The sequence below is a fragment of the Nitrospirillum amazonense genome, assembly GCF_007828035.1.
GTDB classification, from domain to species: domain Bacteria; phylum Pseudomonadota; class Alphaproteobacteria; order Azospirillales; family Azospirillaceae; genus Nitrospirillum; species Nitrospirillum amazonense.
On the sequence record NZ_VITV01000005.1, the window covers coordinates 337,170 to 359,615 of the forward strand.

Sequence of the window (22,446 nt, forward strand, 5' to 3'; positions counted from 1 at the left end):
GGAAAAATTTCCGGTCCCCCCGCATCGGCCGATAGGCTGATGGGGCGGACCTTTTGGCTTGATGGTTGATTGCGTCATGACGGAAAGCAAGCCCGATGCCGGTCCTGGAACCGGCCAGGACGCCGCGGACAAACCCGCCACCGCCTCGGAAGGTCCCGCCGATCTGGCCGGCCTGCGCGCGGCGCGCGCGCCCGGCGACGGTGCGCCCGACACCCGGCCGGATGAAGGCTACGACATCCGCATCGCCCGCGACGGCACCTGGTTTTACCACGGCAGCCCCATTGGCCGGCTGCCCCTGGTCAAGCTGTTCTCCACCGTCCTGCGGCGGGACGAGGCGGGGGACTATTGGCTCATCACCCCGGCGGAGCGGGGCCGCATCCGGGTGGATGACGCGCCCTTCGTGGCGGTAGAGATGCGGCGCGAGGGCGAGGGGCGGGGCCAGGCCCTGTCCTTCCGCACCAACCTGGACCACTGGGTAACGGCCGGGGCGGAGCATCCGATTCGGGTGGCGATCGATCCGGCGACGGGGGAGCCCAGCCCCTACATTCACGTGCGCGGCGACATCGGCCGCGGGTTGGAGGCGCGCTTGAACCGCCCGGTGTTCTATGAGCTGGCCGACATGGCCTTGGCGGCAGAGGGGGCCGCAGGGGGCGACGGCCCGGTGGGGGGATACGGCCCGGCCGGGGTATGGAGCCAAGGCGTGTTCTTCCGGTTGGAGCCGGCATGACGGCGGCGGCGGCGATCCGCCGCGCTTTCGCCCAAGGCCCCCAAGGGGGCCGGCACGAGGGGGCCTTCGCGTTCGAGGGGCCGGGCATCGGCGCCCGGGGGGACCGCGACGGCAACGAGGTGGATGTTGGCGGCGTGTTCGATCCGCCACCGACGGTGCGCGACGCGGCCGTGCTGGTGCCCCTGGTTGACCGGCCGGAGGGCATGACCGTGCTGCTGACCCAGCGCAGCGCCCACCTGGCGGCCCATGGCGGCCAGATCAGCTTCCCCGGCGGCCGGGTGGAGCCTGAGGACACCGACGCCATCGCCACCGCGCTGCGCGAGACGGAGGAGGAGGTGGGGCTGGCCCCCACCCAGGTGGAGGTGGTCGGTCGGCTGGATACCTACTACACCCGCACCGGCTTCCGCGTGGTGCCGGTGGTGGGGCTGGTCAACCCGCCGTTTTTCCTGCAGCCCGACCCGTTCGAGGTGCAGGAAGTGTTCGAGGTGCCGCTCAGCTTCATCCTGGATCCCGGCAGCCGCCAGCGGCAGTCCCGCGAGTTCAAGGGCGCCCTCCGGCACTTCTGGGTCTTCCCCTACAACGACCGCTACATCTGGGGCGCCACGGCGGGGATGCTGGTGAACCTGTGCGAGGTGCTGGGACTGCCCGGCTGATGCCCGTGCCGGGCCGCCCGTATCCTGGGCGCAGCCGTTGCCGGGAGCGCGGATCCTTGATAAAATTGCGATAAAATACAACCTTAAGGCGTCATGACCTCCGTCCGCTCCCTGGTGCCCACGGGCCCGCTGGCTTCCGTGGCCAGCCGCCGTGTCCTGCAGTCCCTGATGCGCACCGGGCAGGAGGCGCGATTCGTCGGTGGCTGCGTGCGGGATTGCCTGCTGGAAATCCAGGCGGCCGACATCGACATCGCCACCCCCCTGCCGCCGGAGGAGGTGATGCGCCGGCTCAAGGCCGACGGCATCCGCGTCGTGCCCACCGGCCTGAAGCATGGCACCGTCACCGCCATCATCGGCAACGAGACGTTCGAGATCACCACCCTGCGCCAGGATGTGGAGACGTTCGGGCGGAGCGCGCGGGTGGCCTTCACCGACGACTGGCTGGCCGATGCCGCCCGCCGTGACTTCACCTTCAACGCCATGTCGCTGACCGTGGATGGCGAGCTGTACGACCCCTTCGGCGGCGTGCCCGACCTGACGGCGGGGCGCGTGCGCTTCATCGGCGACGCCGAGACCCGCATCCGCGAGGACGTGCTGCGCCTGCTGCGCTTCTTCCGCTTCTACGCCCGCCTGGGCAAGGGCCCGCCGGACGCGGCGGCGCTGGACGCTTGTACCCGCCTGGCCCCTCTGGTCGGCGGCCTGTCAGGGGAGCGCGTGCGGGAAGAGCTGCTGAAGCTGCTGGCCACGGACCGCGCCGCCGACGTCTGGCGCATCATGGTCGATCAGGGGATCATGGAGCATGTCCTGCCCCAGGCCGTGGCGGTGGACCGCCTGGCGGCGCTGGACCGCCTGGAATGGATGGTGGGGGAGACGGAGCCGCTGGCCCGCCTGGCGGCGCTGCTGCCGGCCGGCCCCCTGGCCCACAGCGCGGCGGAGGCGGTGGCCGACCGGCTGCGCTTCTCCAACTTCCAGCGCGACCGGCTGGCGGCCATCGCCGCCCCGGCGGTGGACGTGCATCCCGATCTGCCGTTCAAGTCGCGGCGCATCGCCCTGCACCGCCTGGGGCCGGAGATTTACCGCGCCGTGCTGCTGCTGTCGGCGGCCGCCATGGGCACGCCGGCCTTCGAGCTGTTCGAGCCCCTGGCCGAGGCGTCGGCCTGGCAGGAAATCCCCTTCCCCTTGCGCGGCCAGGACATCCTGGATAGGGGTCAGGCCCCGGGGCCGGAGGTTGGCCGCCTGATGGGCGAGCTGGAGCGCTGGTGGATCGCCCACGACTTCCAGCCCGACCGCGACGCCTGCCTGGCGGAGCTGGAGCGGCGGCTGTTTCAATCACCATCGTCGCCGAGCGGGAGTTGATGGCAGCGGCATGAGCCTTACCGCTCATGCCGCTGTAGGCCGCGACCGTGGCCGCCGGACCTTTCCGGGGAACGAAGTGGACCGGAAAGGGAGGATAGCCAAGCCAGCGAATGCTGGCGCCTGGCGATTGAGGGGATGCCTATCTGGCCGCCTTCACATCGGCCGCCGTGACCGCGTCGGTGTAGTGGTTGCCGAAGTGGGTACGGACGTAGTTCACCACCGCCGCCACCTGGTCGTCATCCAGGAACTCCCCGATGGGGGGCATGGCCTTCTGGCCGTGCACCACCATGGCGACGGGATAGCCCGCCGCCTCCAGGTTGGGGTTGCCGGCCAGGGCGGGGTAGGTGCCGGCGCCAGTGGCGCCTTTGGCGTCCGGCATGTGGCAGCCCTGGCAGATGGCCTGGTACAGCGCGGCGCCGTCCTTCTGGCCGAAGTGGCGGGGGCTGGCGAAAGCGGCGGAGCTGGCGTCCGACGCCTGGGCATGGGCCGGATGGGGCAGGGCCCCCGCCGCACCATAAAGGCCGGTCAGCAGCGCCGTCAGGCCGGCTGCCTTGATCGTGAAAGACTTGAAGATCGTCATGGATTGTCTCTCGGGATAGGGGGCGTCAAGCCGTCACGACCCGCTGGTGCAGGCGGGTGACGGCGTCGAGGGAGGACAGGACCGCCCCCTCCTGCCAGCCGGTGATGTAGCTGGCATGCTCGCCCGCCAGGGCGATTCGCCCGTCCACCTGGCACAGGTCCTGGTAATGCGCGGCCCGCGTCTCCTCGGTCCATGAGGCGTGGCAGCCCAGGGTCCAGGGCACGCGATGCCAGCCCACGGCCACGCCGGTGTCGAATTCCTTGGTGTATTGCGGATGGATCTGGGCGCCATAGGCAAGGGCGCGCTTGATACGCTCCTCCGGCGGCATGGCGGTGTATTCCATGGCATAGGCGCCGAAGACGTAGGTGCCCAGCAGCACGCCTTTGCCCGGGCTGCCATAGCCGCTGTTGGGGTAGCCGATCATGGCGATGGGCAGGTCGGTGAAGCTGATGCCGCCGTAGATGGCCTCGTCCTGTTCCCAGAAGCGGCGCTTGAACTGCAGGCCCACCTTGGCGGCGGCCTCATAGGGCACGGCGCTGATGGCGTTCGCCATCTTGGGCCCTACGTTCAGCTTGATCTGGCTCAGCACCGACAGGGGGATGGTGCACAGGCACCAGTCGGCCTTGGCCGTCTGCGGCGCGCCGCCCTTCACGGTGTCGGTATAGGTGACGGTGACGCCGTGGTCGTCCTGGTGGATTTGCGTCACCTTGGTGTTGAAGCGGATCAGGTCCTTCACCTGCCGCGCCAGGGCGGCGGGGAACTGGTCCATGCCGCCCACCGGCTGGAAGATGGTGGACTGGAACTCATCCCTCAGGCCCATGCCCAGGAAACGCCACAGGCCGCCCTGCATGACGTCGCTGAGGCTGGCGGGGGTGGAGGGCACCGGCGCGCCGTTCACGCCGCCGCCGGGCGCCTTCTCGTAGCCGCGCACGTTGCTGGAGTCCAGGCTGGCGGCATAGGCGTAATTCTTGTCCAGCCCGCCCCAGGCACGCAGCGATTCCAGCAGCTTTTCCTGGTCTTCCTTGGTGACCGTGCCGTCCAGGGCGTTCTGGTGGGTCAGCTTGGCCAGCAGCTCCGCCACATGGCCGTGATAGTCGGCCTGGATCTCCCGGAAGCGCTGCGGCTTGCCGCCGTAGGCCTTGGCGGAATGGAGATAGGCGTTGTAGTTGACCTGGTTGAACGGCTCCAGCGCGACGCCGTAGCGGTGGCAGTAATCCAGCACGGCGCGGTGGTGGTAGGGGATGCGCCAGGGGCCGGGGTTGATGTACAGCCCCGGGTCGAAGCCCACCGTCTGCTTGAAGCCGCCCAGCTCGGTGTAGGTATCGCCGCCGCGCAGGGACCAGCTGCGGCCGCCGGCCTTCTCCCGGTACTCCAGCACCTGGACCTTGTACCCCGCCTTGCGCAGCTCGATCGCCGCCACCAGGCCGGCCACGCCGGCGCCCAGGATCAGGATGGACGCGCCCTTCGCGTCACCGTCCAGCTTGATGGGGCCCTTGTAGGTGGTTTCCGCCGCCAGGCCCAGGCTGGTGGCCGCCTGATACATCACGGCGCTGCCCGCCACCGTGCCGATCAGGCTCAGCAGGTCGCGCCTTTTCATGTCCCTAAAACCCATGCCCGTTCCGCCTCCATTATTTTTGAAGGGCGGCGAGTCTCCCCGTTTTATCGCTCCGGCGGCCTTGGCGGCGCCGGTTCCCTGGTCTTGCGAAAATTGGCCCGAAAATGATTGGGACACCCGTTCCGTCCCGCGCGCGATGCGCAGGCACACTTCGGATTCCACAGCCAGATGATTGAATTTGTTGACGTAAGTGCCCGTTGTTTGATGCCCCGCCGGTCCGGTGAAACCGTGATCAACCGACGGCCAGTCAGCGTTGCATGGGCCGGCGGGGCTGTCAATCCGATGGGCGCCACTCCCCTGGGCGCCACTCCCTTGGGCGCCACTCAGCCGGGGCTCAGTCCGCCAGCGTGGCCACGTAGCTTTGCACGCCGCCGCTGGCGGGGTGGTAGATGCCGACCAGATTGTTGCGCAGGATGGAGTTGGCGGTGCTGATGCTGGTGCTGGCCGGGTTGGCGGCGGCCAGCCAGCGCGCCGGACCGAAGCCGCCATCGGCCAGGCGGTCGACATGGACGAACGCGCCGCCGGCGTCGGTGGTGGCCGCCAGGGCATAACCGCCGGGTACGCCGCTGATGCCCTCGAAATGGGTGACGACGCCGGGTTTGCCCTCATAGCTCAGCGCGGTGAGGCGGCTGAGTTCGCCGGTGGCGGGGTCGTAGTCTGCCAGCAGGCCGGTGTTCAGGTCGTGTCCCTGCTTATAGCCGCCGGCCAGCGTGTAGGGGGCCGGGTCCTTGGGGCCGTTCTGCCAGATGCCGTACAGGGTGGCCAGGGCACCGATGTACAGCACTTGAAAGGTGCCGGTCACCACGTTGTAGATGAAACCGTTGCCGGAACCGGGCTTGCCCGCCAGGTCGTAATTGCCCACCACCAGGTCGCCCATGGTGCTGTGCGCCAGGGTGTTGGCCACGGTGCCGCCGGCGACGTCGGCGGGCACGTCGATCTGGGTCCAGGTGCCTGACCCGTCCAGCGGCCCCTGGTAGATCATGCCATGGTCGCCCTTGCCGCCTTCCTCGTACTGGTAGCTGCCCACCGCCCGCACGTTGCCCTGACCCAGGCTTGGGTCGAACAGGGCGGTGTTGGGGCCATAGAAGGTCGAGGTGACGATGGTCTGCCCAGGGAAGGCGGGCAAGAACGGGAAGATGCCGTTGCTGTCCGTGGGATATAGCGGCCCGCGATACAGCATCGCCTGCGGCTTGCCGCCGCCGGTCGGCTGGTAATTGCCGGACAGGACGACCGGCTGTCCGTCGCCGCCATCCTGGCGGATGCCGGTCACGAAGGAGTTGGGCGGCAGGATGTCGTTGTAGGTGATGGTTGGGCTTGTCATGGATATCTCCCCCAAAGGTTGCTTTGCTATAGGGTGTATACACGAGCGCTTTGCCCTCAGATTTTCTCTTAAGAATAGCAGGCCGTTTTTGCGGAGGGGCGGCATGACCACCACGGCACCGCAAATTTTCTCCTTGCAAATGAGAATGACTATCATTACTGATAATGCGGACGCCGAGGGACGCGGCGTGGGGGCAGCGTGGGACGCCGACACCCGTTATCGATACCCATTTCCAAGGATTTCCCCATCATGGCCCCCAACCGCCGCGCTTTTGCCCGCAGCCCCGCACGTTTCGCCGCGACCACGCTGGTCGGCGCTGCGCTGCTGGCCACCGGTGTGGCCCCTGTTCGCGTCGCTTGGGCCGCGTCGCACGACATCGCCAGCTTCATCAAGGAGCATGACCGGAACGGCGACGGCGTGGTCACCGCCCAGGAATACCAGGCGGTGCGCGACCGGCAGTTCACGGCGCTGGACACCAACGGCGACGGCTGGGTGAGCGAGGCGGAATACACCGCCGAGTTCGAGGCGCGGCTGAACAAGGAGAACGGGACGCCGGAACGCAAGGCCCAGCAACTGAAGCAAACCCACATCCGCTTCGTCGCCATCGACCTGGATGGGGATCAGAAGATGTCGCGGGAGGAGTTCATGGCGTCCGGCTGGCGCATGTTCGGCTTCCACGACAAGAACGGCGACCAGAAGGTGGACCAGGCCGACGTGGCCCTGGCCGCCGCCTTCAAGCCCTTGCTGGACAAGGCCCAGTCCGACAAGACGGCCGAGGCTGGCAAGGCGCCCTGAGTTTCGAATTCCTATCGGTGCCTGGGGCCTGGGCGATGCGGAGCCCTCGCCCCCGTTCAGACAGGGCACCGTACAGCCGGTCGGCGGCGCGCTAGTCGTGTGGCGCGACGGGTGGAATGGCGGCCTCCTTTCCCCTTCCGCCGACCGGCTCTTTTTATCGGGCCCCGGGGTGATGTCCTCGGGGCCCTTGTTTTTCGCCCTCAGACGGCGGGCGGACGCATCCGCGTCCTTGCCTTGTCCTCGATTTCCAGTCCGCCTTGCTCCCCGGAAATCTTCGGCGCCCGCAGTCGCGGGCTACCAGCGGCCTTGCCGCTGGGGTGGTACGCTCAGGTCAGGTTGCGCTTACGGCCATTTAACTTCCGGCGGCAGGCTCATCAGGATGGCCTCGATGTTGCCGCCGGTTTTCAGGCCGAACAGGGTGCCGCGGTCGTGCAGCAGGTTGAACTCCACATACCGGCCCCGGCGCACCAGCTGGTGGTGGCGCTGCGCATCCGTCCAGGGCATCCCCAGGCGCCGGCGCACGATCAGGGGATAGACATCCAGGAAGGCCTGACCCACGGCCTTGGTGAAGGAGAAGTCGGCCTCCCAGTCGCCGGTGTCGTGCCGGTCGTAGAAGATGCCGCCCACGCCGCGCGGCTCGTTGCGGTGGGGCAGGAAGAAGTAGCGGTCGCACCACTCCTTGAAGCGGGTGTAGTAGTCGGCGCCATGCGCGTCGCAGGCGGCCTTCAGCGCCGCGTGGAAGGTGGCGGCGTCCTCCGCCGTCTCGGCACTGTCCAGAAACATGGGCGTCAGGTCGGCGCCGCCGCCGAACCAGGCCTGCTCCGTCACCAGGTGGCGGGTGTTCATGTGCACGGCGGGCACCAGGGGGCTGCGCATGTGCGCCACCAGACTGATGCCGCTGGCCCAGAAGCGGCCGGTGGTGGCCGCCCCCGGGATCTGGGCGCGGAATTCCTCGGAGAAGGTGCCGTGGACGGTGGAGATGTTGACGCCCACCTTCTCGAACACCCGGCCGCGCATCAGCGACATGACGCCGCCACCGCCGTGGTGCTCGCCCTCGGCATCCGGCCCCGTTTCTGTTGATCTGGCCCAGGCCTTGCGTTCGAACCGGCCCGGTGCGCCATCGCCATAGGCGGGCAGGGCGGCGGCCTCATCCTCGATGGCCTCGAAGGCGGCGCAGATGCGGTCGCGCAGATCCTGGAACCAGGCGGATGCCCGGGCCTTGCGCTCCTCCGCCAGAGGGGCGTCGCCGGCCAGCGCGTCGGCGGGCAGAAGGCTCGAGGACAGGGGAATGTCGGTCATCGATGGGTTCCAGGTAGGCAGGTTCCAGAGGTCAACGGGGCCAGGCGTCCAGCTGGCGGATGGCCTCGCCCACCACCATGGCGGCGGCCATGGCAACGTTGAGCGAGCGCAAGCCCGGGCGCAAGGGGATGGCGAGGCGGGCGTCGGCGGCGGCGTGCACCTCCTCCGGCACACCGGCTGATTCCCGGCCCAGCAGCAGGATGTCGTCCGGCTGGAAGACGAAATCGGTGTAGCACAGGGCTGCGCGGGTGGTCAGTAGCAGCAGACGGGGCACGGACCCGCCCCGCCCGGGGGAGGGCTGCCCTGCGTCGCCCTGGGATTGACCGTTCGCCCGCCGACGCGTCTCGAACGCAGTCCAGGAGGTATGGCGCACCAGATCCACACCCTCCAGGTAGTCCATGCCCGACCGGCGCAGGCGTTTATCGTCCAGAACGAATCCGCACGGCTCGATGATGTCGACGCCCACATTCAGGCAGGCGCCAAGGCGCATCAAGGTTCCGGCGTTCTGGGGGATGTCGGGTTGGTAAAGGGCGATCCGCACGGGAAAGTAGTCCGATAAGTTATTGGAAAGACTAGCTCTTAAGCCGCCAAACCTTTCGCTTGTGCAGCTAAGAATAGCGTTGAGGGCACATTCATACGCTTCCCAAGGCCGTAGGCGGCATGTATATGGATTTACCGCGACCGGACAAGACGCCGGCCGTCAACCTTATTCGCCGTGGGCCTGCGCAAGGCTGGTCCGCTTGGGTAAGGATATAAGAACATTGGGAAACCCTTGTGAGGCGGGCGCCGGGGCGTTTTCAGGTGCCCCCTGACTTCGAGGAGAAGCTTGGTATGGCGGACACGACCCAGACGGCCGGGCACGGGCCGGGGAGCGGCTCTCACAGCGGCGGGGATCCCTCGCGCCGCGATTTCATATACTTGGCTGCCGCCGCGACCGGTGTCGTGGGCGCCGCCGTCACCGTTTGGCCCTTCATCGACAGCCTGAACCCCGCGGCCGACACCCTGGCGCTGGCCAGCACCGACGTGGACCTGGCGCCGGTGCAGGTGGGTCAGTCCATCACCGTGACCTGGCGGGGCAAGCCGGTGTTCATCCGCCACCGGACGCCCGAGGAAATCAAGTCCGCCACGGACGTGAACGTCTCCGAACTGCGCGACCCGCAGAAGGACGCGGACCGCGCCAAGAAGCCCGAATGGCTGGTGGTCGTCGGCATCTGCACCCACCTGGGCTGCATCCCGCTGGGCCAGAAGAATTCCGATCCCCGCGGCGAGTACGGCGGCTGGTTCTGCCCCTGCCATGGTTCGGTCTACGACACATCCGGCCGCATCCGCAAGGGTCCCGCGCCGCGTAACCTGGAAGTGCCCAGCTACGCGTTCAAGACCGACACTTCGATCCGTATCGGCTAAGCCGGACCCCCAGGGAGCGAGAAATGGCTCACGGCCCTTCATCCTCTTTCAAGAATCCGGTGGTCAACTGGCTCGACCAGCGCCTGCCGATCTTCACGATGATCCAGAAGGAATACGGGGTGTTTCCCACCCCGCGCAACTTCAACTACTTCTGGAACTTCGGCGCCATCGCCATGATCATGCTGGTGACGATGATCGTCTCCGGCATCGTGCTGGCGATGCACTACACGCCCAATACCAACCTGGCCTTCAACTCCGTCGAGCGCATCATGCGCGACGTGAACTTCGGCTGGTTGATCCGCTACATCCACATGAACGGCGCGTCGTTCTTCTTCATCGCCGTTTACATCCACATCTTCCGCGGCCTCTACTACGGCTCCTACAAGAAGCCGCGTGAGCTGCTGTGGATGATCGGCGTGGTGATCTTCCTGCTGATGATGGCCACCGCCTTCATGGGCTACGTGCTGCCGTGGGGCCAGATGAGCTTCTGGGGCGCCACCGTCATCACCAACCTGTTCTCGGCCCTGCCGCTGGTGGGCCAGGACATCGTGACCCTGCTGTGGGGCGGCTTCTCCGTCGACAACCCGACGCTGAACCGCTTCTTCGCCCTGCACTACCTGCTGCCCTTCGTCATCGCCGCCGTCGTGTTCCTGCACGTGGCCGCGCTGCATGTCACCGGTTCCAACAACCCGCTGGGCGTCGAGCCCAAGGGCCCGCAGGACACGCTGCCCTTCCACCCCTACTACACGGTGAAGGACAGCTTCGGTACGGTGGTGTACCTGGCCATCTTCGCCGCCTTCGTCTTCTACGCCCCCAACTTCTTCGGTGAGCCGGACAACTACATCCAGGCGAACCCGATGGTGACCCCGCCGCACATCGTGCCGGAGTGGTACTTCCTGCCCTATTACGCGATCCTGCGCTCCATCACCTTCGACATCTCCATCCCCTTCACCGGGCTGAAGCTGATCGAGGCCAAGCTGGGTGGCGTCATCGCCATGTTCGGCTCCATCGCCATCCTGTTCATCCTGCCCTGGCTGGACACCTCGCCGGTGCGCAGCGCCCGCTTCCGTCCCATCTTCAAGAAGGGCATCCTGGCCTTCCTGGTCGCCTTCTTCCTGCTGATGTACGTGGGCGCCCAGACGGCCGACGCCGCCTGGCACCTGGGCGGCCTGGAAATCCCGCTGGTCTATGTCGGCCAGTTCGCCACCCTCGTTTATTTCGGCTTCTTCCTGTCGCTGCCGTTCGTCGGCCTGATCGAGAAGCCCCTGCCGCTGCCGGCCAGCATCGCCAAACCCGTTCTGGGCGGTGGGGCCTCGGCCGCCGGTGCTACCGCCAAGCCGATGGAGAAAGCCTGATGCGTCGTCTTCGGTCCCTGATCCTCGCCGGTCTCGTCGCCGTCGCTGCGGCCGCCCCCGCGGTCGCCAGCGAAGAGATGGAGTACCCGAAGAACGAATGGAGCCACGGCGGTGTAACCCGCGGTTTCAGCAACATCTTCGGCACCTTCGACCGCAAGGCGCTGCAGCGCGGCTTCCAAGTCTATAAGGAAGTCTGCTCCGCCTGCCATTCCATGAACCTGCTGTCGTACCGCAATCTCAGCGCGCTGGGGTACAACGAGGCGGAGATCACCGCCATCGCCGCCGGCTACGACATGACCGACGGGCCCAATGACGAGGGTGAGATGTTCACCCGCAAGGGCGTGCCGGCCGACCACTTCAAGGCCCCGTTCCCCAACGAGAAGGCCGCCGCCGCCGCCAACGGCGGCAAGGCCCCGCCAGACCTGTCGCTGATCGTGAAGGCGCGCAAGGGGGGTGAGGATTACATCGTCGCCCTGATGACGGGCTTCGAACCGGCCCCCGCCGGTTTCACCGTCCCGTCGGGCGGCAACTACAACAAGGCCTTCCCCGGCCATGTCATCGCCATGCCGCCGCCCCTGTCGGACGGTGGCGTGACCTTCGCCGACGGCACCAAGGCCACGGTGGAGCAGCAGGCCAAGGACGTGGCGACCTTCCTGGCCTGGGCGGCCGAGCCCAACCTGGAAGCCCGCCACCAGATGGGCCTTAAGGTCATGATCTTCCTGATCGTGCTGGCCGGCATCCTCTATGCCGCCAAGCGCGCCGTGTGGGCGGACCAGCACTAAGCGGGTCATCCCTTGCGGGATTGAAAAAGGGCGCTCCGGGATGACCGGGGCGCCCTTTCCATTTTGGGTGATGTCGATCAGATCTTGGCGGGGCAGGCGGCGTCGAAGGGGCGCAGCCGTTCCTCCGTCATGGGGTGGGTCGCCAGCCAGCTGGGAAGGTGGCCGGCGATGGCCGCTGCCTGCTTCACCTCCGGGCTGTCGACGATCTTGCGCAGGGCGCGGGCGAAGGCGCAGGGGCTGCGCGACGGATCGCGAGACAGCCACGCCAGGGCGTCAGCGTCGGCCTCCGCCTCGAATTCGCGGGTGAAGCGCAGGTTCAGCAACAGCACGGGCGCCCCCACCAGGAAATGGCCGGCGGTGCTGGCGTCGCCCACGGCCACGGCGGCCAGCACGGACAGGCCGCTGGCGCGTAGCGCCAGGCGCAGGCCGTGGCGGTGGCGCACGTGGCCCACCTCATGCGCCAGCACGGCCGCCACCTCCTCATCGTCCAGAATCTTCAGCAGCTGGTCGGTGACGATGATGTCGCCGCCGGGCAGGGCGAAGGCGTTGGGACCGATCAGGGGGCTGTTCAGGAAATGCAGGCGGTAGGCCTGGCCGTCCTGCGCTCCCACCATGTTGGCCAGGATGCCGGCCAACCGCTTCTGGCGGGCGGGGTCGACGGTCGTCCGCTCCTTCTCATCCCGGAAGATCAGGCTCAGCCCGGCGTCGGTCAGCTTGCGCTCCACCCAGGGCGGTGTGTGTACCGCCGCCAGGTCGGCGGCCCAGGGTACGCCCCAATACCAGGTGGCGGCCCCCAGGCCCAGCAGCGCGGGCACGCTGGCCAGCGCCAGGCGCCACGACCCCTCCAGCCGGGACAGCAGGCCGGGCTTGTGGCCTAGCGCCGCCGCCAGCGGGCCGCCGCCGATGACCTCCAGCGTGTCGCCGTTGGCGAAGTCGAACCGCCAATAGTTTCCGCCGACGGGCGGGACGATGGTCAGGGTGTGTCGGGGGACTGTGCGCGCCTCATCCCCGTCCATGCCGGACAGGACCAGCCCCTGGGGGCCTGCGCGCACGGTGACCGTTTCCGCCCGGGACAGCCCGGCGCGGTACAGTCGGCCCGTCCCGGTGGCGTGTGGGGCGTCGGCCGTCAAAAGCCGATCCCGACGTCGATGTCGAAGAAGGCCGCCGCCTGGTCGCCGAACGCGCCGGTCTCGCTCTGCGCGCCAGCGACGAAGCTGTCCAGGCCCGTCGGGGCGTGGACCGTCAGGTGTTCCAGCACATAGCGGGCAGTGCGGCAGCGGACCCAGGGGTAGGCGAAGCCCAGGGTGAAGACCAGCAGCAGGCCGTTACTGACGTACAGCCACAGCACCGGGCCCAGTTGCCAGCCGGCCGACAGGGTGACGTCCGCCAGGGACAGGCGCTGCACCACTGTCTTGGCCAGCCACAGGGCGACCGTGACCGATACCAGGAAAAGCCCTGCGTAAAGGACGGGAATAAGCAGGAAGGTGGCGTAATGCGCCGATGACAGGTCCCCATCGGTCTTGGCGGCCTGCACGATGGAGAAGAAGATGGCCGCGATGCCACCGCCGAACAGGAGTAAAGCGGCCACCAGTATCAGTGACAACAGATAGAAGCGCCCCACGGCAGGCGCCATGCGCAGCGGCGTGGCGCCGTAGCGGCTGTTGTCCACCATCCAACGGTACTGCTGGTGCAGGACGTAGGGATAGAGCAGGCCCAGGGTTATGCCGCCCAGGATGGGCAGGCCGAGGAAGTTGAGGTAGGCCCCGCTCATGACGCCGGCCTCATGCGAGAAGCTGAAGCGAACGCCCCGGTAAGAGGTGACGCGCAGGCGAAAGCGTAGCGCCTTGACGATGATCCAAGGGCCCGCCACCAGCAGGACGGGGACGTACACCAGTGCATAGGGCGACTGGATCTTGGCCAGGATGGCGTAGGGCACGAACAGGACCAGGACGATGATGCGCCCGATCAGGATGGACAGCGGGCGGGCGTGATAGCCGAATCGGGCACCCGCCAGCTCCGTCGCCTCATGGAAATAGCGCTGGCTGCGGACCTTGGCCCAGGGCGAGTAGATGCCCAGGGTGACGATGGTCAGCAGCAGGTTCACGATCCAGATAGAGAAATACTCGCGACCCGTGCCGTGGAAACGGAAGGCATGCGAACCACCATGCGCCGGGCTGTCCGCGGCGTTGGACACATCGACAGAGTCAGGCATTGTTCCCCCATGCGATAGCGCGGCCTGTTCCCCGGTGGGCCGCGTCATTACTGTAGCTGAAATTTTGGTAAACAACACACGCAATGGATGCGATGTTGCGGATTTGGCAATCCTGTCAAGGGTGGGCGGCATGGGCGTGGTGACGGCGGCGGAGGTTCTGGCCTTCTGGTTCGGGGAACTGACGCCGGACGATTGGTTCAGCGGCGGGGCGGACATCGACGCGCGCATCCGCGACCGGCTGGCCGACAGCTATCACGCCGCGGCCGAAGGGGCGCTGGACGCCTGGGCCGATACCTCGGACGGGGCGCTGGCCCTGCTGATCCTGCTGGACCAGGTGCCGCGCAACCTGTTCCGGGGCGACGCGCTGGCCTTCGCCACCGACGCGCGGGCGCAGGAATTGGCCACCCGGGCGGTGGCCCGCGCACAGGACCTGGAACAGCCGGTGGACCGGCGCCTGTTCTTCTACCTGCCGTTCGAGCACGCGGAGGAGATTGTGCTGCAGGACTGCTGCGTCGCCCTGGTGGCGGAGCGCATCGGCGCCGGCCAACACCTGGACTATGCCGAACGCCACCGCGAGGTCATCCGCCGCTTCGGCCGCTTCCCCCACCGCAACGGCATCCTGGGCCGCGCCTGCACGGCGGCGGAGCGGGACTACCTGGATCAGCCGGGGGCGGGCTTCTAACGGCAGGATTCTGGCGACGGGCTTTTGGCGGCGGGCCTGTCGCCCCGGCCGATGGCCGCACCCCGAAGAGGGTGCTATCGCCGCCGATGGATCGCCGCTACCATATTGAACGGTCTGGATATTCATCGCGGGGAGCGGGACATGACCACACACGCCAAGGCGGCCAATAAGGCTGGTTTACTGCTGGGATTGGCCATGGGGCTCATGCTGGCCGGGGTCACCCCGTCATGGGCAGCCCCGTCGCCGGAACAGGTGAAGAAGGCGGTGGACGCGGGGGACCTGCCGGCCGCCGAGCACATGCTGCGCGAGGTGGTGCGGGAGCATGGCGACAGCGCCCGCGCCCATTACGACCTGGGTGAGGTGCTGGGCCTGGAAGGCCGCCATCAGGACGCGGTGGGCGAGCTGGAGCTGGCGCGCAAGATCGACCCCAGCCTGCACTTCGCCCGCAGCCCGGAGACCTTCCAGCAGCACCTGGCGCGCGAGCAATCCTTCCTGAAGCCGGCCGTCCAGGCGGCCCCGGCCCAGCCCGCGCCGCCAACCCACACCGCCGTGCAGGCCGCACCGCCCCCGCGCGCGGAGGGAGACAGCGGCCTGACCGTCATCCTGGTCGTGGGCGGCCTGCTGTTGGCCGCCCTGGCCATCTACCTGGTCTTTCGGCGCGCCAGTCCCGCTTACGGTGGCGGCTATCGTCCCGCCCCCGCCGGTCCGGTGCCGCCGCCCTATCCGCCGGCCTATGGCCAGCCCGGCTACGCCCCGGTGGTGGTGCAGGAGCCGGGCCTGGGCACCGGCTTCCTTACCGGCGTGCTGGCAGGCGAACTGATGGCCGGTGGTGGCCATCGCGACACCGTGGTGCACGAGACGGTGATCAACAACGTCACCGAGAACCGGGTGTACGAGAACGACCGCCGCCCCGATCCGGACTACGATTCCGGCAACAGCTCATCGTCCAACGACGGCTGGGGCGGCTCATCCGACGGCGGGTCTTCGTCCAGCAGCTTCGACAGCGGCAGCTCCGGCGGCGACAACAGCAGCTGGTGATCTGGCGACCCTAGGCGTCCACAGGCTGCGGCCGTCCGCCGTTTGAGGGCTAAAAGAAAGCCGCCGCATAGGCCGGGTCGTACTGCATGGCGCCGACCCGGTTGCCTTCCGTGTCGTGCAGGTAGATCAGGCGGCCCACCCCGTCGATGGTGTAGGGCTGCATGACGATGGTGCCGCCGTTGGCGGTGACCTTGGCCATGATGGCGGCCAGATCGTCCACGCCCACGGTGCATTCGAAGCCCTTCATGCCCGTGCCGGTCACGGGTTCGTGGCGCTGCTGCAGTGCGCCGCCCACGTGTTTCTCGCCCTCGGTCCCGGTCTGGATCAGGTAGAAGCCCGGCGGCCCCCAGGGGGTGATGCGCCAGTCGAACACCGCCTCGTAGAACGTCTTGGCGCGCTCCACATCCTCGGCATGGATGGCGAAGAAGCGCAGGTGGTTGGCCATGATGACCTCCGTGGTAGGGGCGTGGTGGTGGGGGCGTGGTGGGGAATGGCCGGATGATGCCGTATCGGGCCGTGGCCGTCTTGCGCTAGGATGACGATCTTTGTCGTAAAGGCGTCAAGATGGCCGACCCTTTCCTCATCCGCAGCCTGGCGCTGACCTTCAGCGACGGCCACCGGCTGCACAGTCACAAACACGATTGGGGCCAGCTGCTGTACGCCGCGCGCGGTGTCATGCGGGTGGTGGCGGATGGGGTCGCCTGGTTGGTGCCGCCCGCCCAGGCGGTATGGCTGCCGCCGGGCGCGGCGCACACGGTGGAGATGCGGGGCGGGGTCGCCATGCGCACCCTCTACATCGCGCCGGCCCTTGCCGCCGCAACGGGCGCCATGCCCGCCGGTTGCCAGGTGCTCGGCGTGGCGCCACTGCTGCGCGAGCTGATCCTGCATGTCGTGGCGGTGGGCATGCTGCGGGCCGATAAGGTGGACCAGGCGCGGCTGGCCGGTGTGCTGATGGACCGCCTGGCCGCGGCGGAGCGGCTGCCCCTGTCGCTTCTCTGGCCGCGCGACCGCCGGGCCCTGGCCTTGGCTGAGCGCCTGCGCCAGGACCCGGCGGACGAATCGGATCTGGAGGCGTTGGGCGCCGCCGTGGGCGCCAGCGCCCGCACCCTGCAGCGCCTGTTCAAGGAGGAGACGGGCCTGCGCTTCGGTGAATGGCGCCAGCAACTGCGCCTGCTGCACGCGGCCAGCCTGCTGGGCACCGGCCTGTCGGTGACGCAAGCCGGGCTGGAGGCCGGCTACAGCAGCACCAGCGCCTTCGTCAGCGCCTTCCGCCGCCGCCTGGGCGTGACGCCGGCGCGCTACCGGGCGCCCATCTCCGCCTCATAGTGGGCCCTCATGAAGTCGATGAAGGCGCGCAAGGGCGCCGGCACGTGACGGCGGCTGGGATAGTAGAGATAGGGGCCGGGGAAGGGGGGCAGCCACTCTTGCAGGGCCGGCACCAGCCGCCCGGCGGCCAGCGAGGGGGCCAGGAAACCCTCGAAGGTGCAGAACCAGCCCAGGCCCGCCTCCGCCGCGCTGATGGCGACGTGCACGCTGTTCCCCACCAGGCGGCCGTCGGGCTGGATGCGCACCACCTCATTCCCCCGCTCGAACTCCCAGGGCTGGACGGCGCTGTCGGCGAAGCGGTGGCGCAGGCAGGGGCGGCCGATCAGGTCGCGTGGATGGCCGGGCATGCCCTCGCGCGCGATCAGCTCCGGCGATGCCGCCAGCACGTAGCGCTGCGGCGGGCTGATGGGCACGGCCACCACGTCCTGGGCCAGGGCCTCGCCATAGCGGATGCCGGCGTCGAAGCCCTGGGCGAAGACGTCGACGAAGGCGTTGTTCTCAATGATCTCCAACGTGATGCCCGGGTAGGCCGCCAGGAAGCGCGGCACCAGCGGCGCCAGGATCAGCCAGGACACGACGATGGGAACGTTCAGGCGCAGCAGGCCGGTGGGCGTGTCGCGAAAGCTGTTCACCTCGTCCAGCGATTCCGCCACCTCGCTGAACACCGGCGCCAGCCGGGCCACCAGGCGCTGCCCCGCTTCCGTCGGTGTCACGCTGCGGGTGGTGCGGTTCAGCAGGCGCACGCCCAGATCCTCCTCCAGCCGTTTCAGGGCCAGGCTGAGGGTGCTGGGCGCCACGCCGCGTTCCTTGGCGGCGCGGCGGAAACTGCGGTGGCGGGCAACGGCCAGGAAAAGGTCGAGGTCGGCGAGATTGGGGGCGGGCATGAGGCACCATTGTTCGAAATATCGAACAGCGCATTGATGATTGCCCAGATTATCACGCGGTGCCTTCGGCGGCATAGTCCACCTCACCAACGGCCTGACGCCGTTACCAAGCCTCCCGCCACTTGAGGAAAAAACGATGCTGCAGCGTATGTTAGGCGCCAAAGGTCCCGCCACCTCCGCCCTGGGCCTGGGCTGCATGGGCATGTCCGACATGTACGGCCCCAGCGACCGGGCCGAGAGCATCGCCACCTTGCACGCGGCGGTGGATGCCGGCGTGGTCCTGCTGGACACCGGCGACTTCTACGGCATGGGCCATAACGAAATGCTGATCGGCGACGCGCTGGCCGACGCGGGGTTCACCCGAGCCCACAAACGGGACGATGTGCAGATCAGCGTGAAGTTCGGGGCCCAGCGCGACCCGGCCGGCAACTGGATCGGCTTTGACGCCCGGCCGTCGGCGGTGAAGACCGCGCTGTCCTACACCCTGCGGCGCCTGCGGGTGGACCATATCGACATCTACCGTCCGGCCCGCCTGGACCCCAACGTGCCCATCGAGGACACGGTGGGCGCCATCGCCGACATGGTGAAGGCCGGCTATGTCCGCCACATCGGCCTGTCCGAGGTGGGGTCCGACACCCTGCGCCGGGCGGCGGCCGTGCACCCCATCGTCGACCTGCAGATCGAATACTCGCTGATCTCGCGCGGGCTGGAGCGGGACATCCTGCCCACATGCCGCGAGCTGGGCATCGGCATCACCGCCTATGGCGTGCTGTCGCGCGGCTTGATCAGCGGGCATTGGACAAAGGACAAGGGCAAGGGCGCTGACTTCCGCGCCCACAGCCCCCGCTTCCAGGGCGAAAACCTGGACCACAACCTGGCGCTGGTGGAGGAGCTGCGGCGGGTGGCGGCGGAAAAGGGCGCCACGGTCGCCCAGATCGCCATCGCCTGGGTGCTGGCCCAGGGCCAGGACATCGTTCCCCTGATCGGCGCCCGCCGCCGCGACCGGCTGGCGGAATCTCTGGGCGCCCTGGACGTGATCCTGACGGCCGACGACCTCGCCGCCATCGAACGGGCGGTGCCCAAGGACAGCGCCGCCGGTGACCGCTACAACGCGCATGCCATGGCCTCGCTGGACAGCGAGCGCTGACAAAGCAAAAGGCGGCCGGGTTACCCTGGCCGCCTTTTCATTTCGGTCACGTAACCATGCCCCTTAGCAGGGGCCTCGGCGATCAAACATTAAACCGGAAATGGAAGATGTCGCCGTCATGGACGACGTATTCCTTGCCTTCGATGCGCAGCCTGCCGGCATCCTTGGCGCCGGCCTCACCGCCCAGGGCGACGTAGCTGTCGAAGTCCACCGTCTCGGCCTTGATGAAGCCGCGTTCGAAGTCGGTGTGGATGACGCCGGCGGCCTCGGGTGCCTTGGCGCCGCGGCGCACGGTCCAGGCGCGGGCTTCCTTCGGGCCGACGGTGAAGAAGGTCAGCAGGTTCAGCAGGCCGTACCCCGCGCGGATCAGGCGGTTCAGGCCCGGCTCCTCCAGCCCCAGGGAGGACAGGTACTCGGTCTTGTCCTCATCGCTCAGCTGGGCCAGTTCCGATTCGATGGCGGCGGAGATGACGACGGACACGGCACCCTGGGCCTTGGCCATCTCGGCCACCTGGGCCGACAGGCTGTTGCCGGTGGCGGCCGAGGCCTCCTCCACGTTGCAGACGTACAGCACCGGCTTGGCGGTCAGCAGCTGCAGCTGGCGCCAGTAGGGACGGTCCTCATCCGACACCTGGACCACGCGGGCCGGCTTGCCGTCGCGCAGCACGGCCAGTGCCTGCTCGATCAGGTCGGCGAAAATCTTGGATTCCTTGTCGCCGCCCTTGGCCTTCTTCTGCAGGGCGGGCAGGCGCTTTTCCAAGCTGTCCATGTCGGCCAGCATCAGCTCGGTCTCCACCGTTTCCGCGTCGCGGGTGGGGTGGATGGAGCCTTCCACGTGGGTGATGTCGCCGTCCTCGAAGCAGCGCAGCACGTGGACGATGGCGTCCACCTCGCGGATGTTGGCCAGGAACTGGTTGCCCAGGCCTTCACCTTTGGAGGCGCCGCGCACCAGCCCGGCGATGTCCACGAATTCCAGCTGGGTGGGGACGGTCTTCTGCGACTTGGCGATGGCCGCCAGCTTGTCCAGGCGCGGGTCGGGCACGCCGACGCGGCCCACATTGGGCTCGATGGTGCAGAAGGGGTAGTTGGCCGCTTCCGCCGCCGCCGTGCTGGTCAGCGCGTTGAACAGGGTCGACTTGCCGACGTTGGGCAGGCCGACGATGCCGCAATTGAATCCCATGGGAATACTCTAGGTCTAAGGGGCCGCTTTGGCCGCGTTTATCGGGCAAAGACGGCCGGATTGCAAACCGCCGTTACGCAGGTCCGCCATCAGGCCGGATGACCCACCCCTGGCACCCAGTCCGACGGCGCCATCTCGAAGGCGTGGAACTCGAAGGCCGGGGCCACGGTGCAGCCCACCAGGGTCCAGTCGCCCAGGGACTCCGCCGCCTGCCACTGGCCGGCCGGCACCACGCCTTGAGGCCGCTGCCCGGCGGCGAGATCCGCACCCAGGGTCAGATGGGTGGCGGTGACGCCGTCGGCGGACAGGGACAGGCGCAAGGGCGCGCCGGCATGCCAGTGCCACACCTCGTCCGCGTCGCGCACCCGGTGCCAGTGCGACCGTTCCCCCGCCTTCAGCAGGAAGTAGATGGCGGTTGAGGCACCCCTGCCACCGTCCGCCGGGGCATGGCGGTAGGTTTCCACATAGTGGCCGCCCTCAGGGTGTGGGTGCAGTCCCAGCAGGCGGATGATCCCCTCGGCGTCCAGGGAAGCGGCGTCCATTCCTTACCCCCGTGGTGGCACGGTCAGGCGGAAGCTGTCCCGGTCGCTGGCCTGGGCGAACCAGGCGGCCAGCTTGGGTGCCCGCTGGCGCCAGTGATCGCACTCCCACCGCAGGTCCAGGTAGGCCAGCGCGATCATGACCGAGATCGTCCCGATGGTCAGGCCCTGCAGCTGGTCGGCCTCCGCCTCCAGCAGCTCGACGGCGCGGGTCATGGCCTGGCGCTGGCGGTCCGTCCAGTTGGCGGAGCGCAGGTTCTCCGGCCGCAGGCCCTCCATGCGGCGTAGGATGGCGGCGTCGCAGATGCCGTCAGCGATGGCCTGCTGGCGCAGGGCCTGCCAGCGCTCCGCCCCGGCGGCGGGAAACAGGGGCTGGCCCTGGGTGCCCTGGCTGTCCAGGTACTCGGCGATGACCGGGCTGTCGAACAGGGCCATGCCGTCGTCGGTCACCAGGGTGGGGATCTTGCCCAGGGGGTTCAGGGTCGGCACCACCGTGTCCGGCGACCAGACGTCGGTGGGCGACAGCTCGATCCGGGAAACCAGGCCCCGCTCATGGGCGACCATCAGCGCCTTGCGCACGAAGGGGGAGGTCTGGCTGTAGAAAAGCTTCATGGGACGGTCAGGCTTTCTAGAGGGGCTGGATCATAGGGTCTTTTACCCCCGGAAATTGTCTTTCCGGCGGCGAATTTCGGCGAAGACGGCCACCGGATCCTGACCGTCCAGGCCTACGGCGGCGGCCAGCGCCGGCAGGTCGGCCCGCAGGAAGGGGTTGGTGGCGCGCTCCATGCCGATGGTGGTCGGCAGGGTGGGGCGGTCCTGGGCGCGCAGGGCCGTGACCTCCGCCATGCGGGCCGCCAGACGGGCGTTGTCCGGTTCCAGGGTCAGGGCGAAGCGGCCGTTGCCGGCGGTGTACTCGTGCCCGCAATAGACGGCTGTCTCATCCGGCAGGGCGCGCAGGCGGGTCAGGGAATTCCACATCTGGTCCGGCGTGCCCTCGAACAGGCGGCCGCAGCCTATGGAGAACAAGGTGTCGCCGGAGAACAGCACGGCGTCCTCGGCCCCGTGGAAGGCGATGTGGCCGCGCGTGTGGCCGGGCACGTCGATGCCGGTGAGGGGGCAGGCGCCCAAGGTGACGCTTTCCCCGTCCGCGACGGCGCGATCGATGCCGGGAATGCGGTCGCGGTCGGCGGCGGGGCCGACGATGGCGGCGCCGTAACGGGCCTTCAGTTCCAGATTGCCACCGACATGGTCGCCATGGTGGTGGGTGTTGATGATCAGGTCCAGCCCCCAGCCCTGCTGCTCCAGCGCGGCCACCACCGGGGCGGCCTCCGCCGGGTCCACAACAGCGACCTTGGCCGTGGCGGCGCAGCGCAGCAGGTGGATGTAATTGTCGCTGAGCGCCGGGACCAGGGTCACGTCGAGGCGCCGGGGGGCGGTGGGGGCGGGCGGAGTCATGGCGGCAAACCTATCGCAGCGGCGGGGGTAATGCTAATGGTTGGATCCACCATCGCTTGACAGTGCCCGATCTCCGGGATTGCCTTGCGGGTGGGG

General features: G+C 68.2%; 24 protein-coding genes. 11 read left to right on the forward strand and 13 right to left on the reverse strand.

The features are described 5' to 3' along the window. Nucleotides 1-76 precede the first annotated feature (76 nt). The 3 genes from FBZ87_RS16630 to FBZ87_RS30075 all read left to right on the forward strand — a co-directional run bounded on the left by FBZ87_RS16630 (nt 77) and on the right by FBZ87_RS30075 (nt 2,736). Complete coding sequence (locus tag FBZ87_RS16630) at nt 77-727, forward strand: DUF1285 domain-containing protein (protein ID WP_145611416.1); 651 nt, start codon at nt 77-79, stop codon at nt 725-727. Beyond that, entirely contained in the window at nt 724-1,380 is a 657-nt protein-coding gene (locus tag FBZ87_RS16635) for a CoA pyrophosphatase (RefSeq protein WP_145611418.1), read from the forward strand. The genes FBZ87_RS16630 and FBZ87_RS16635 overlap by 4 nt, the downstream gene beginning before the upstream one ends. Before the next feature lie 93 nt (nt 1,381-1,473). After that, nucleotides 1,474-2,736 (forward strand): CCA tRNA nucleotidyltransferase, encoded by a 1,263-nt coding sequence (locus FBZ87_RS30075; RefSeq protein ID WP_145611420.1) that lies wholly within the window; start codon nt 1,474-1,476, stop codon nt 2,734-2,736. Between the two features lie 139 nt (nt 2,737-2,875). Here the strand turns inward: FBZ87_RS30075 and FBZ87_RS16645 are convergent, their stop codons facing one another. The 3 genes from FBZ87_RS16645 to FBZ87_RS16655 all read right to left on the reverse strand — a co-directional run bounded on the left by FBZ87_RS16645 (nt 2,876) and on the right by FBZ87_RS16655 (nt 6,252). Then, nucleotides 2,876-3,316 carry a c-type cytochrome gene (locus FBZ87_RS16645; protein ID WP_145611422.1) on the reverse strand — a complete coding sequence of 147 codons (441 nt, stop codon included), beginning with the start codon at nt 3,314-3,316 and terminating at the stop codon, nt 2,876-2,878. 25 nt (nt 3,317-3,341) lie between these two features. Continuing rightward, on the reverse strand, nt 3,342-4,913 hold the full coding sequence (locus tag FBZ87_RS16650) for an NAD(P)/FAD-dependent oxidoreductase (protein ID WP_145611424.1): 1,572 nt from the start codon (nt 4,911-4,913) through the stop codon (nt 3,342-3,344). A gap of 352 nt (nt 4,914-5,265) precedes the next feature. After that, complete coding sequence (locus FBZ87_RS16655) at nt 5,266-6,252, reverse strand: hypothetical protein (protein WP_145611427.1); 987 nt, start codon at nt 6,250-6,252, stop codon at nt 5,266-5,268. A 249-nt stretch (nt 6,253-6,501) separates the two neighbouring features. Between FBZ87_RS16655 and FBZ87_RS16660 the strand changes: the two genes are divergently transcribed. Continuing rightward, nucleotides 6,502-7,047: a CREC-EF hand family protein gene (locus tag FBZ87_RS16660; RefSeq protein ID WP_145611428.1), complete on the forward strand. Its 546-nt coding sequence runs from the start codon at nt 6,502-6,504 to the stop codon at nt 7,045-7,047. Nucleotides 7,048-7,389: 342 nt separating this feature from the next. Here the strand turns inward: FBZ87_RS16660 and hemF are convergent, their stop codons facing one another. After that, on the reverse strand, nt 7,390-8,346 hold the full coding sequence (gene hemF, locus FBZ87_RS16665; protein WP_145611430.1) for an oxygen-dependent coproporphyrinogen oxidase: 957 nt from the start codon (nt 8,344-8,346) through the stop codon (nt 7,390-7,392). 31 nt (nt 8,347-8,377) lie between these two features. Beyond that, nucleotides 8,378-8,887 (reverse strand): tRNA (cytidine(34)-2'-O)-methyltransferase, encoded by a 510-nt coding sequence (locus FBZ87_RS16670; protein ID WP_145611432.1) that lies wholly within the window; start codon nt 8,885-8,887, stop codon nt 8,378-8,380. A 290-nt stretch (nt 8,888-9,177) separates the two neighbouring features. Here FBZ87_RS16670 and petA point away from each other — a divergent pair, with 290 nt between their 5' ends. The 3 genes from petA to FBZ87_RS16685 are packed head-to-tail and all read left to right on the forward strand — an operon-like array spanning nt 9,178 to nt 11,887. Beyond that, complete coding sequence (gene petA, locus FBZ87_RS16675) at nt 9,178-9,750, forward strand: ubiquinol-cytochrome c reductase iron-sulfur subunit (RefSeq protein WP_040843154.1); 573 nt, start codon at nt 9,178-9,180, stop codon at nt 9,748-9,750. A 23-nt stretch (nt 9,751-9,773) separates the two neighbouring features. Further along, nucleotides 9,774-11,105: a cytochrome b gene (locus FBZ87_RS16680; protein WP_145611435.1), complete on the forward strand. Its 1,332-nt coding sequence runs from the start codon at nt 9,774-9,776 to the stop codon at nt 11,103-11,105. Continuing rightward, the gene (locus FBZ87_RS16685; RefSeq protein WP_186291152.1) at nt 11,105-11,887 is read left to right on the forward strand and encodes a cytochrome c1; all 783 of its coding nucleotides are present in this window, start codon (nt 11,105-11,107) and stop codon (nt 11,885-11,887) included. Before FBZ87_RS16680 ends, FBZ87_RS16685 begins: the two co-directional genes overlap by 1 nt. 77 nt (nt 11,888-11,964) lie before the next feature. Here FBZ87_RS16685 and FBZ87_RS16690 read toward each other — a convergent pair whose 3' ends face one another. Both FBZ87_RS16690 and FBZ87_RS16695 read right to left on the reverse strand, forming a co-directional pair. Next, entirely contained in the window at nt 11,965-13,017 is a 1,053-nt protein-coding gene (locus tag FBZ87_RS16690; RefSeq protein WP_145611437.1) for a M48 family metallopeptidase, read from the reverse strand. Beyond that, entirely contained in the window at nt 13,014-14,099 is a 1,086-nt protein-coding gene (locus FBZ87_RS16695; protein WP_186454801.1) for a YjgN family protein, read from the reverse strand. Before FBZ87_RS16695 ends, FBZ87_RS16690 begins: the two co-directional genes overlap by 4 nt. Nucleotides 14,100-14,229: 130 nt before the next feature. Here FBZ87_RS16695 and FBZ87_RS16700 point away from each other — a divergent pair, with 130 nt between their 5' ends. Together FBZ87_RS16700 and FBZ87_RS16705 are read left to right on the forward strand one after the other, a co-directional pair. Further along, nucleotides 14,230-14,781, forward strand: a complete 552-nt coding sequence (locus FBZ87_RS16700) for a DUF924 family protein (protein ID WP_246134439.1) — start codon at nt 14,230-14,232, stop codon at nt 14,779-14,781. 141 nt (nt 14,782-14,922) lie between these two features. Further along, a complete protein-coding gene (locus FBZ87_RS16705) occupies nt 14,923-15,819 on the forward strand; it encodes a tetratricopeptide repeat protein (protein WP_145611443.1) in 897 nt (298 codons plus the stop codon). A gap of 49 nt (nt 15,820-15,868) precedes the next feature. On the opposite strand, the gene FBZ87_RS16710 is transcribed toward FBZ87_RS16705, so the two are convergent. Beyond that, the gene (locus tag FBZ87_RS16710) at nt 15,869-16,264 is read right to left on the reverse strand and encodes a VOC family protein (RefSeq protein ID WP_145611446.1); all 396 of its coding nucleotides are present in this window, start codon (nt 16,262-16,264) and stop codon (nt 15,869-15,871) included. Between the two features lie 119 nt (nt 16,265-16,383). Between FBZ87_RS16710 and FBZ87_RS16715 the strand changes: the two genes are divergently transcribed. Next, the gene (locus FBZ87_RS16715) at nt 16,384-17,145 is read left to right on the forward strand and encodes an AraC family transcriptional regulator (RefSeq protein ID WP_145611447.1); all 762 of its coding nucleotides are present in this window, start codon (nt 16,384-16,386) and stop codon (nt 17,143-17,145) included. Here the strand turns inward: FBZ87_RS16715 and FBZ87_RS16720 are convergent. Next, nucleotides 17,118-18,029 carry a LysR family transcriptional regulator gene (locus FBZ87_RS16720; protein WP_145611449.1) on the reverse strand — a complete coding sequence of 304 codons (912 nt, stop codon included), beginning with the start codon at nt 18,027-18,029 and terminating at the stop codon, nt 17,118-17,120. The two genes, FBZ87_RS16715 and FBZ87_RS16720, sit on opposite strands and share 28 nt — an antisense overlap. A gap of 136 nt (nt 18,030-18,165) precedes the next feature. Between FBZ87_RS16720 and FBZ87_RS16725 the strand changes: the two genes are divergently transcribed. Continuing rightward, nucleotides 18,166-19,176, forward strand: a complete 1,011-nt coding sequence (locus FBZ87_RS16725) for an aldo/keto reductase (protein ID WP_145611451.1) — start codon at nt 18,166-18,168, stop codon at nt 19,174-19,176. An 82-nt stretch (nt 19,177-19,258) separates the two neighbouring features. Here the strand turns inward: FBZ87_RS16725 and ychF are convergent, their stop codons facing one another. The 4 genes from ychF to gloB all read right to left on the reverse strand — a co-directional run bounded on the left by ychF (nt 19,259) and on the right by gloB (nt 22,350). Next, on the reverse strand, nt 19,259-20,356 hold the full coding sequence (gene ychF / locus FBZ87_RS16730; protein ID WP_145611452.1) for a redox-regulated ATPase YchF: 1,098 nt from the start codon (nt 20,354-20,356) through the stop codon (nt 19,259-19,261). Between the two features lie 89 nt (nt 20,357-20,445). Beyond that, nucleotides 20,446-20,898 carry a cupin domain-containing protein gene (locus tag FBZ87_RS16735; protein ID WP_211106969.1) on the reverse strand — a complete coding sequence of 151 codons (453 nt, stop codon included), beginning with the start codon at nt 20,896-20,898 and terminating at the stop codon, nt 20,446-20,448. Nucleotides 20,899-20,901: 3 nt separating this feature from the next. Continuing rightward, nucleotides 20,902-21,507 carry a glutathione S-transferase N-terminal domain-containing protein gene (locus tag FBZ87_RS16740; RefSeq protein WP_145611454.1) on the reverse strand — a complete coding sequence of 202 codons (606 nt, stop codon included), beginning with the start codon at nt 21,505-21,507 and terminating at the stop codon, nt 20,902-20,904. A gap of 42 nt (nt 21,508-21,549) precedes the next feature. Next, complete coding sequence (gloB, locus tag FBZ87_RS16745) at nt 21,550-22,350, reverse strand: hydroxyacylglutathione hydrolase (RefSeq protein WP_186454802.1); 801 nt, start codon at nt 22,348-22,350, stop codon at nt 21,550-21,552. Nucleotides 22,351-22,446 lie beyond the last annotated feature (96 nt).

What these genes read in the sequence shown, in the direction of transcription:
- FBZ87_RS16630 (WP_145611416.1), top strand. Translation starts at nt 77, where the DNA reads ATGACGGAAAGCAAGCCCGATGCCGGTCCTGGAACCGGCCAGGACGCC.
- FBZ87_RS16635 (WP_145611418.1), top strand. Translation starts at nt 724, where the DNA reads ATGACGGCGGCGGCGGCGATCCGCCGCGCTTTCGCCCAAGGCCCCCAA.
- FBZ87_RS30075 (WP_145611420.1), top strand. Translation starts at nt 1,474, where the DNA reads ATGACCTCCGTCCGCTCCCTGGTGCCCACGGGCCCGCTGGCTTCCGTG.
- FBZ87_RS16645 (WP_145611422.1), bottom strand. Translation starts at nt 3,316, where the DNA reads ATGACGATCTTCAAGTCTTTCACGATCAAGGCAGCCGGCCTGACGGCG.
- FBZ87_RS16650 (WP_145611424.1), bottom strand. Translation starts at nt 4,913, where the DNA reads ATGAAAAGGCGCGACCTGCTGAGCCTGATCGGCACGGTGGCGGGCAGC.
- FBZ87_RS16655 (WP_145611427.1), bottom strand. Translation starts at nt 6,252, where the DNA reads ATGACAAGCCCAACCATCACCTACAACGACATCCTGCCGCCCAACTCC.
- FBZ87_RS16660 (WP_145611428.1), top strand. Translation starts at nt 6,502, where the DNA reads ATGGCCCCCAACCGCCGCGCTTTTGCCCGCAGCCCCGCACGTTTCGCC.
- hemF (WP_145611430.1), bottom strand. Translation starts at nt 8,346, where the DNA reads ATGACCGACATTCCCCTGTCCTCGAGCCTTCTGCCCGCCGACGCGCTG.
- petA (WP_040843154.1), top strand. Translation starts at nt 9,178, where the DNA reads ATGGCGGACACGACCCAGACGGCCGGGCACGGGCCGGGGAGCGGCTCT.
- FBZ87_RS16680 (WP_145611435.1), top strand. Translation starts at nt 9,774, where the DNA reads ATGGCTCACGGCCCTTCATCCTCTTTCAAGAATCCGGTGGTCAACTGG.
- FBZ87_RS16685 (WP_186291152.1), top strand. Translation starts at nt 11,105, where the DNA reads ATGCGTCGTCTTCGGTCCCTGATCCTCGCCGGTCTCGTCGCCGTCGCT.
- FBZ87_RS16695 (WP_186454801.1), bottom strand. Translation starts at nt 14,099, where the DNA reads ATGCCTGACTCTGTCGATGTGTCCAACGCCGCGGACAGCCCGGCGCAT.
- FBZ87_RS16700 (WP_246134439.1), top strand. Translation starts at nt 14,230, where the DNA reads ATGGGCGTGGTGACGGCGGCGGAGGTTCTGGCCTTCTGGTTCGGGGAA.
- FBZ87_RS16705 (WP_145611443.1), top strand. Translation starts at nt 14,923, where the DNA reads ATGACCACACACGCCAAGGCGGCCAATAAGGCTGGTTTACTGCTGGGA.
- FBZ87_RS16710 (WP_145611446.1), bottom strand. Translation starts at nt 16,264, where the DNA reads ATGGCCAACCACCTGCGCTTCTTCGCCATCCATGCCGAGGATGTGGAG.
- FBZ87_RS16715 (WP_145611447.1), top strand. Translation starts at nt 16,384, where the DNA reads ATGGCCGACCCTTTCCTCATCCGCAGCCTGGCGCTGACCTTCAGCGAC.
- FBZ87_RS16720 (WP_145611449.1), bottom strand. Translation starts at nt 18,029, where the DNA reads ATGCCCGCCCCCAATCTCGCCGACCTCGACCTTTTCCTGGCCGTTGCC.
- FBZ87_RS16725 (WP_145611451.1), top strand. Translation starts at nt 18,166, where the DNA reads ATGCTGCAGCGTATGTTAGGCGCCAAAGGTCCCGCCACCTCCGCCCTG.
- ychF (WP_145611452.1), bottom strand. Translation starts at nt 20,356, where the DNA reads ATGGGATTCAATTGCGGCATCGTCGGCCTGCCCAACGTCGGCAAGTCG.
- FBZ87_RS16735 (WP_211106969.1), bottom strand. Translation starts at nt 20,898, where the DNA reads ATGGACGCCGCTTCCCTGGACGCCGAGGGGATCATCCGCCTGCTGGGA.
- FBZ87_RS16740 (WP_145611454.1), bottom strand. Translation starts at nt 21,507, where the DNA reads ATGAAGCTTTTCTACAGCCAGACCTCCCCCTTCGTGCGCAAGGCGCTG.
- gloB (WP_186454802.1), bottom strand. Translation starts at nt 22,350, where the DNA reads ATGACTCCGCCCGCCCCCACCGCCCCCCGGCGCCTCGACGTGACCCTG.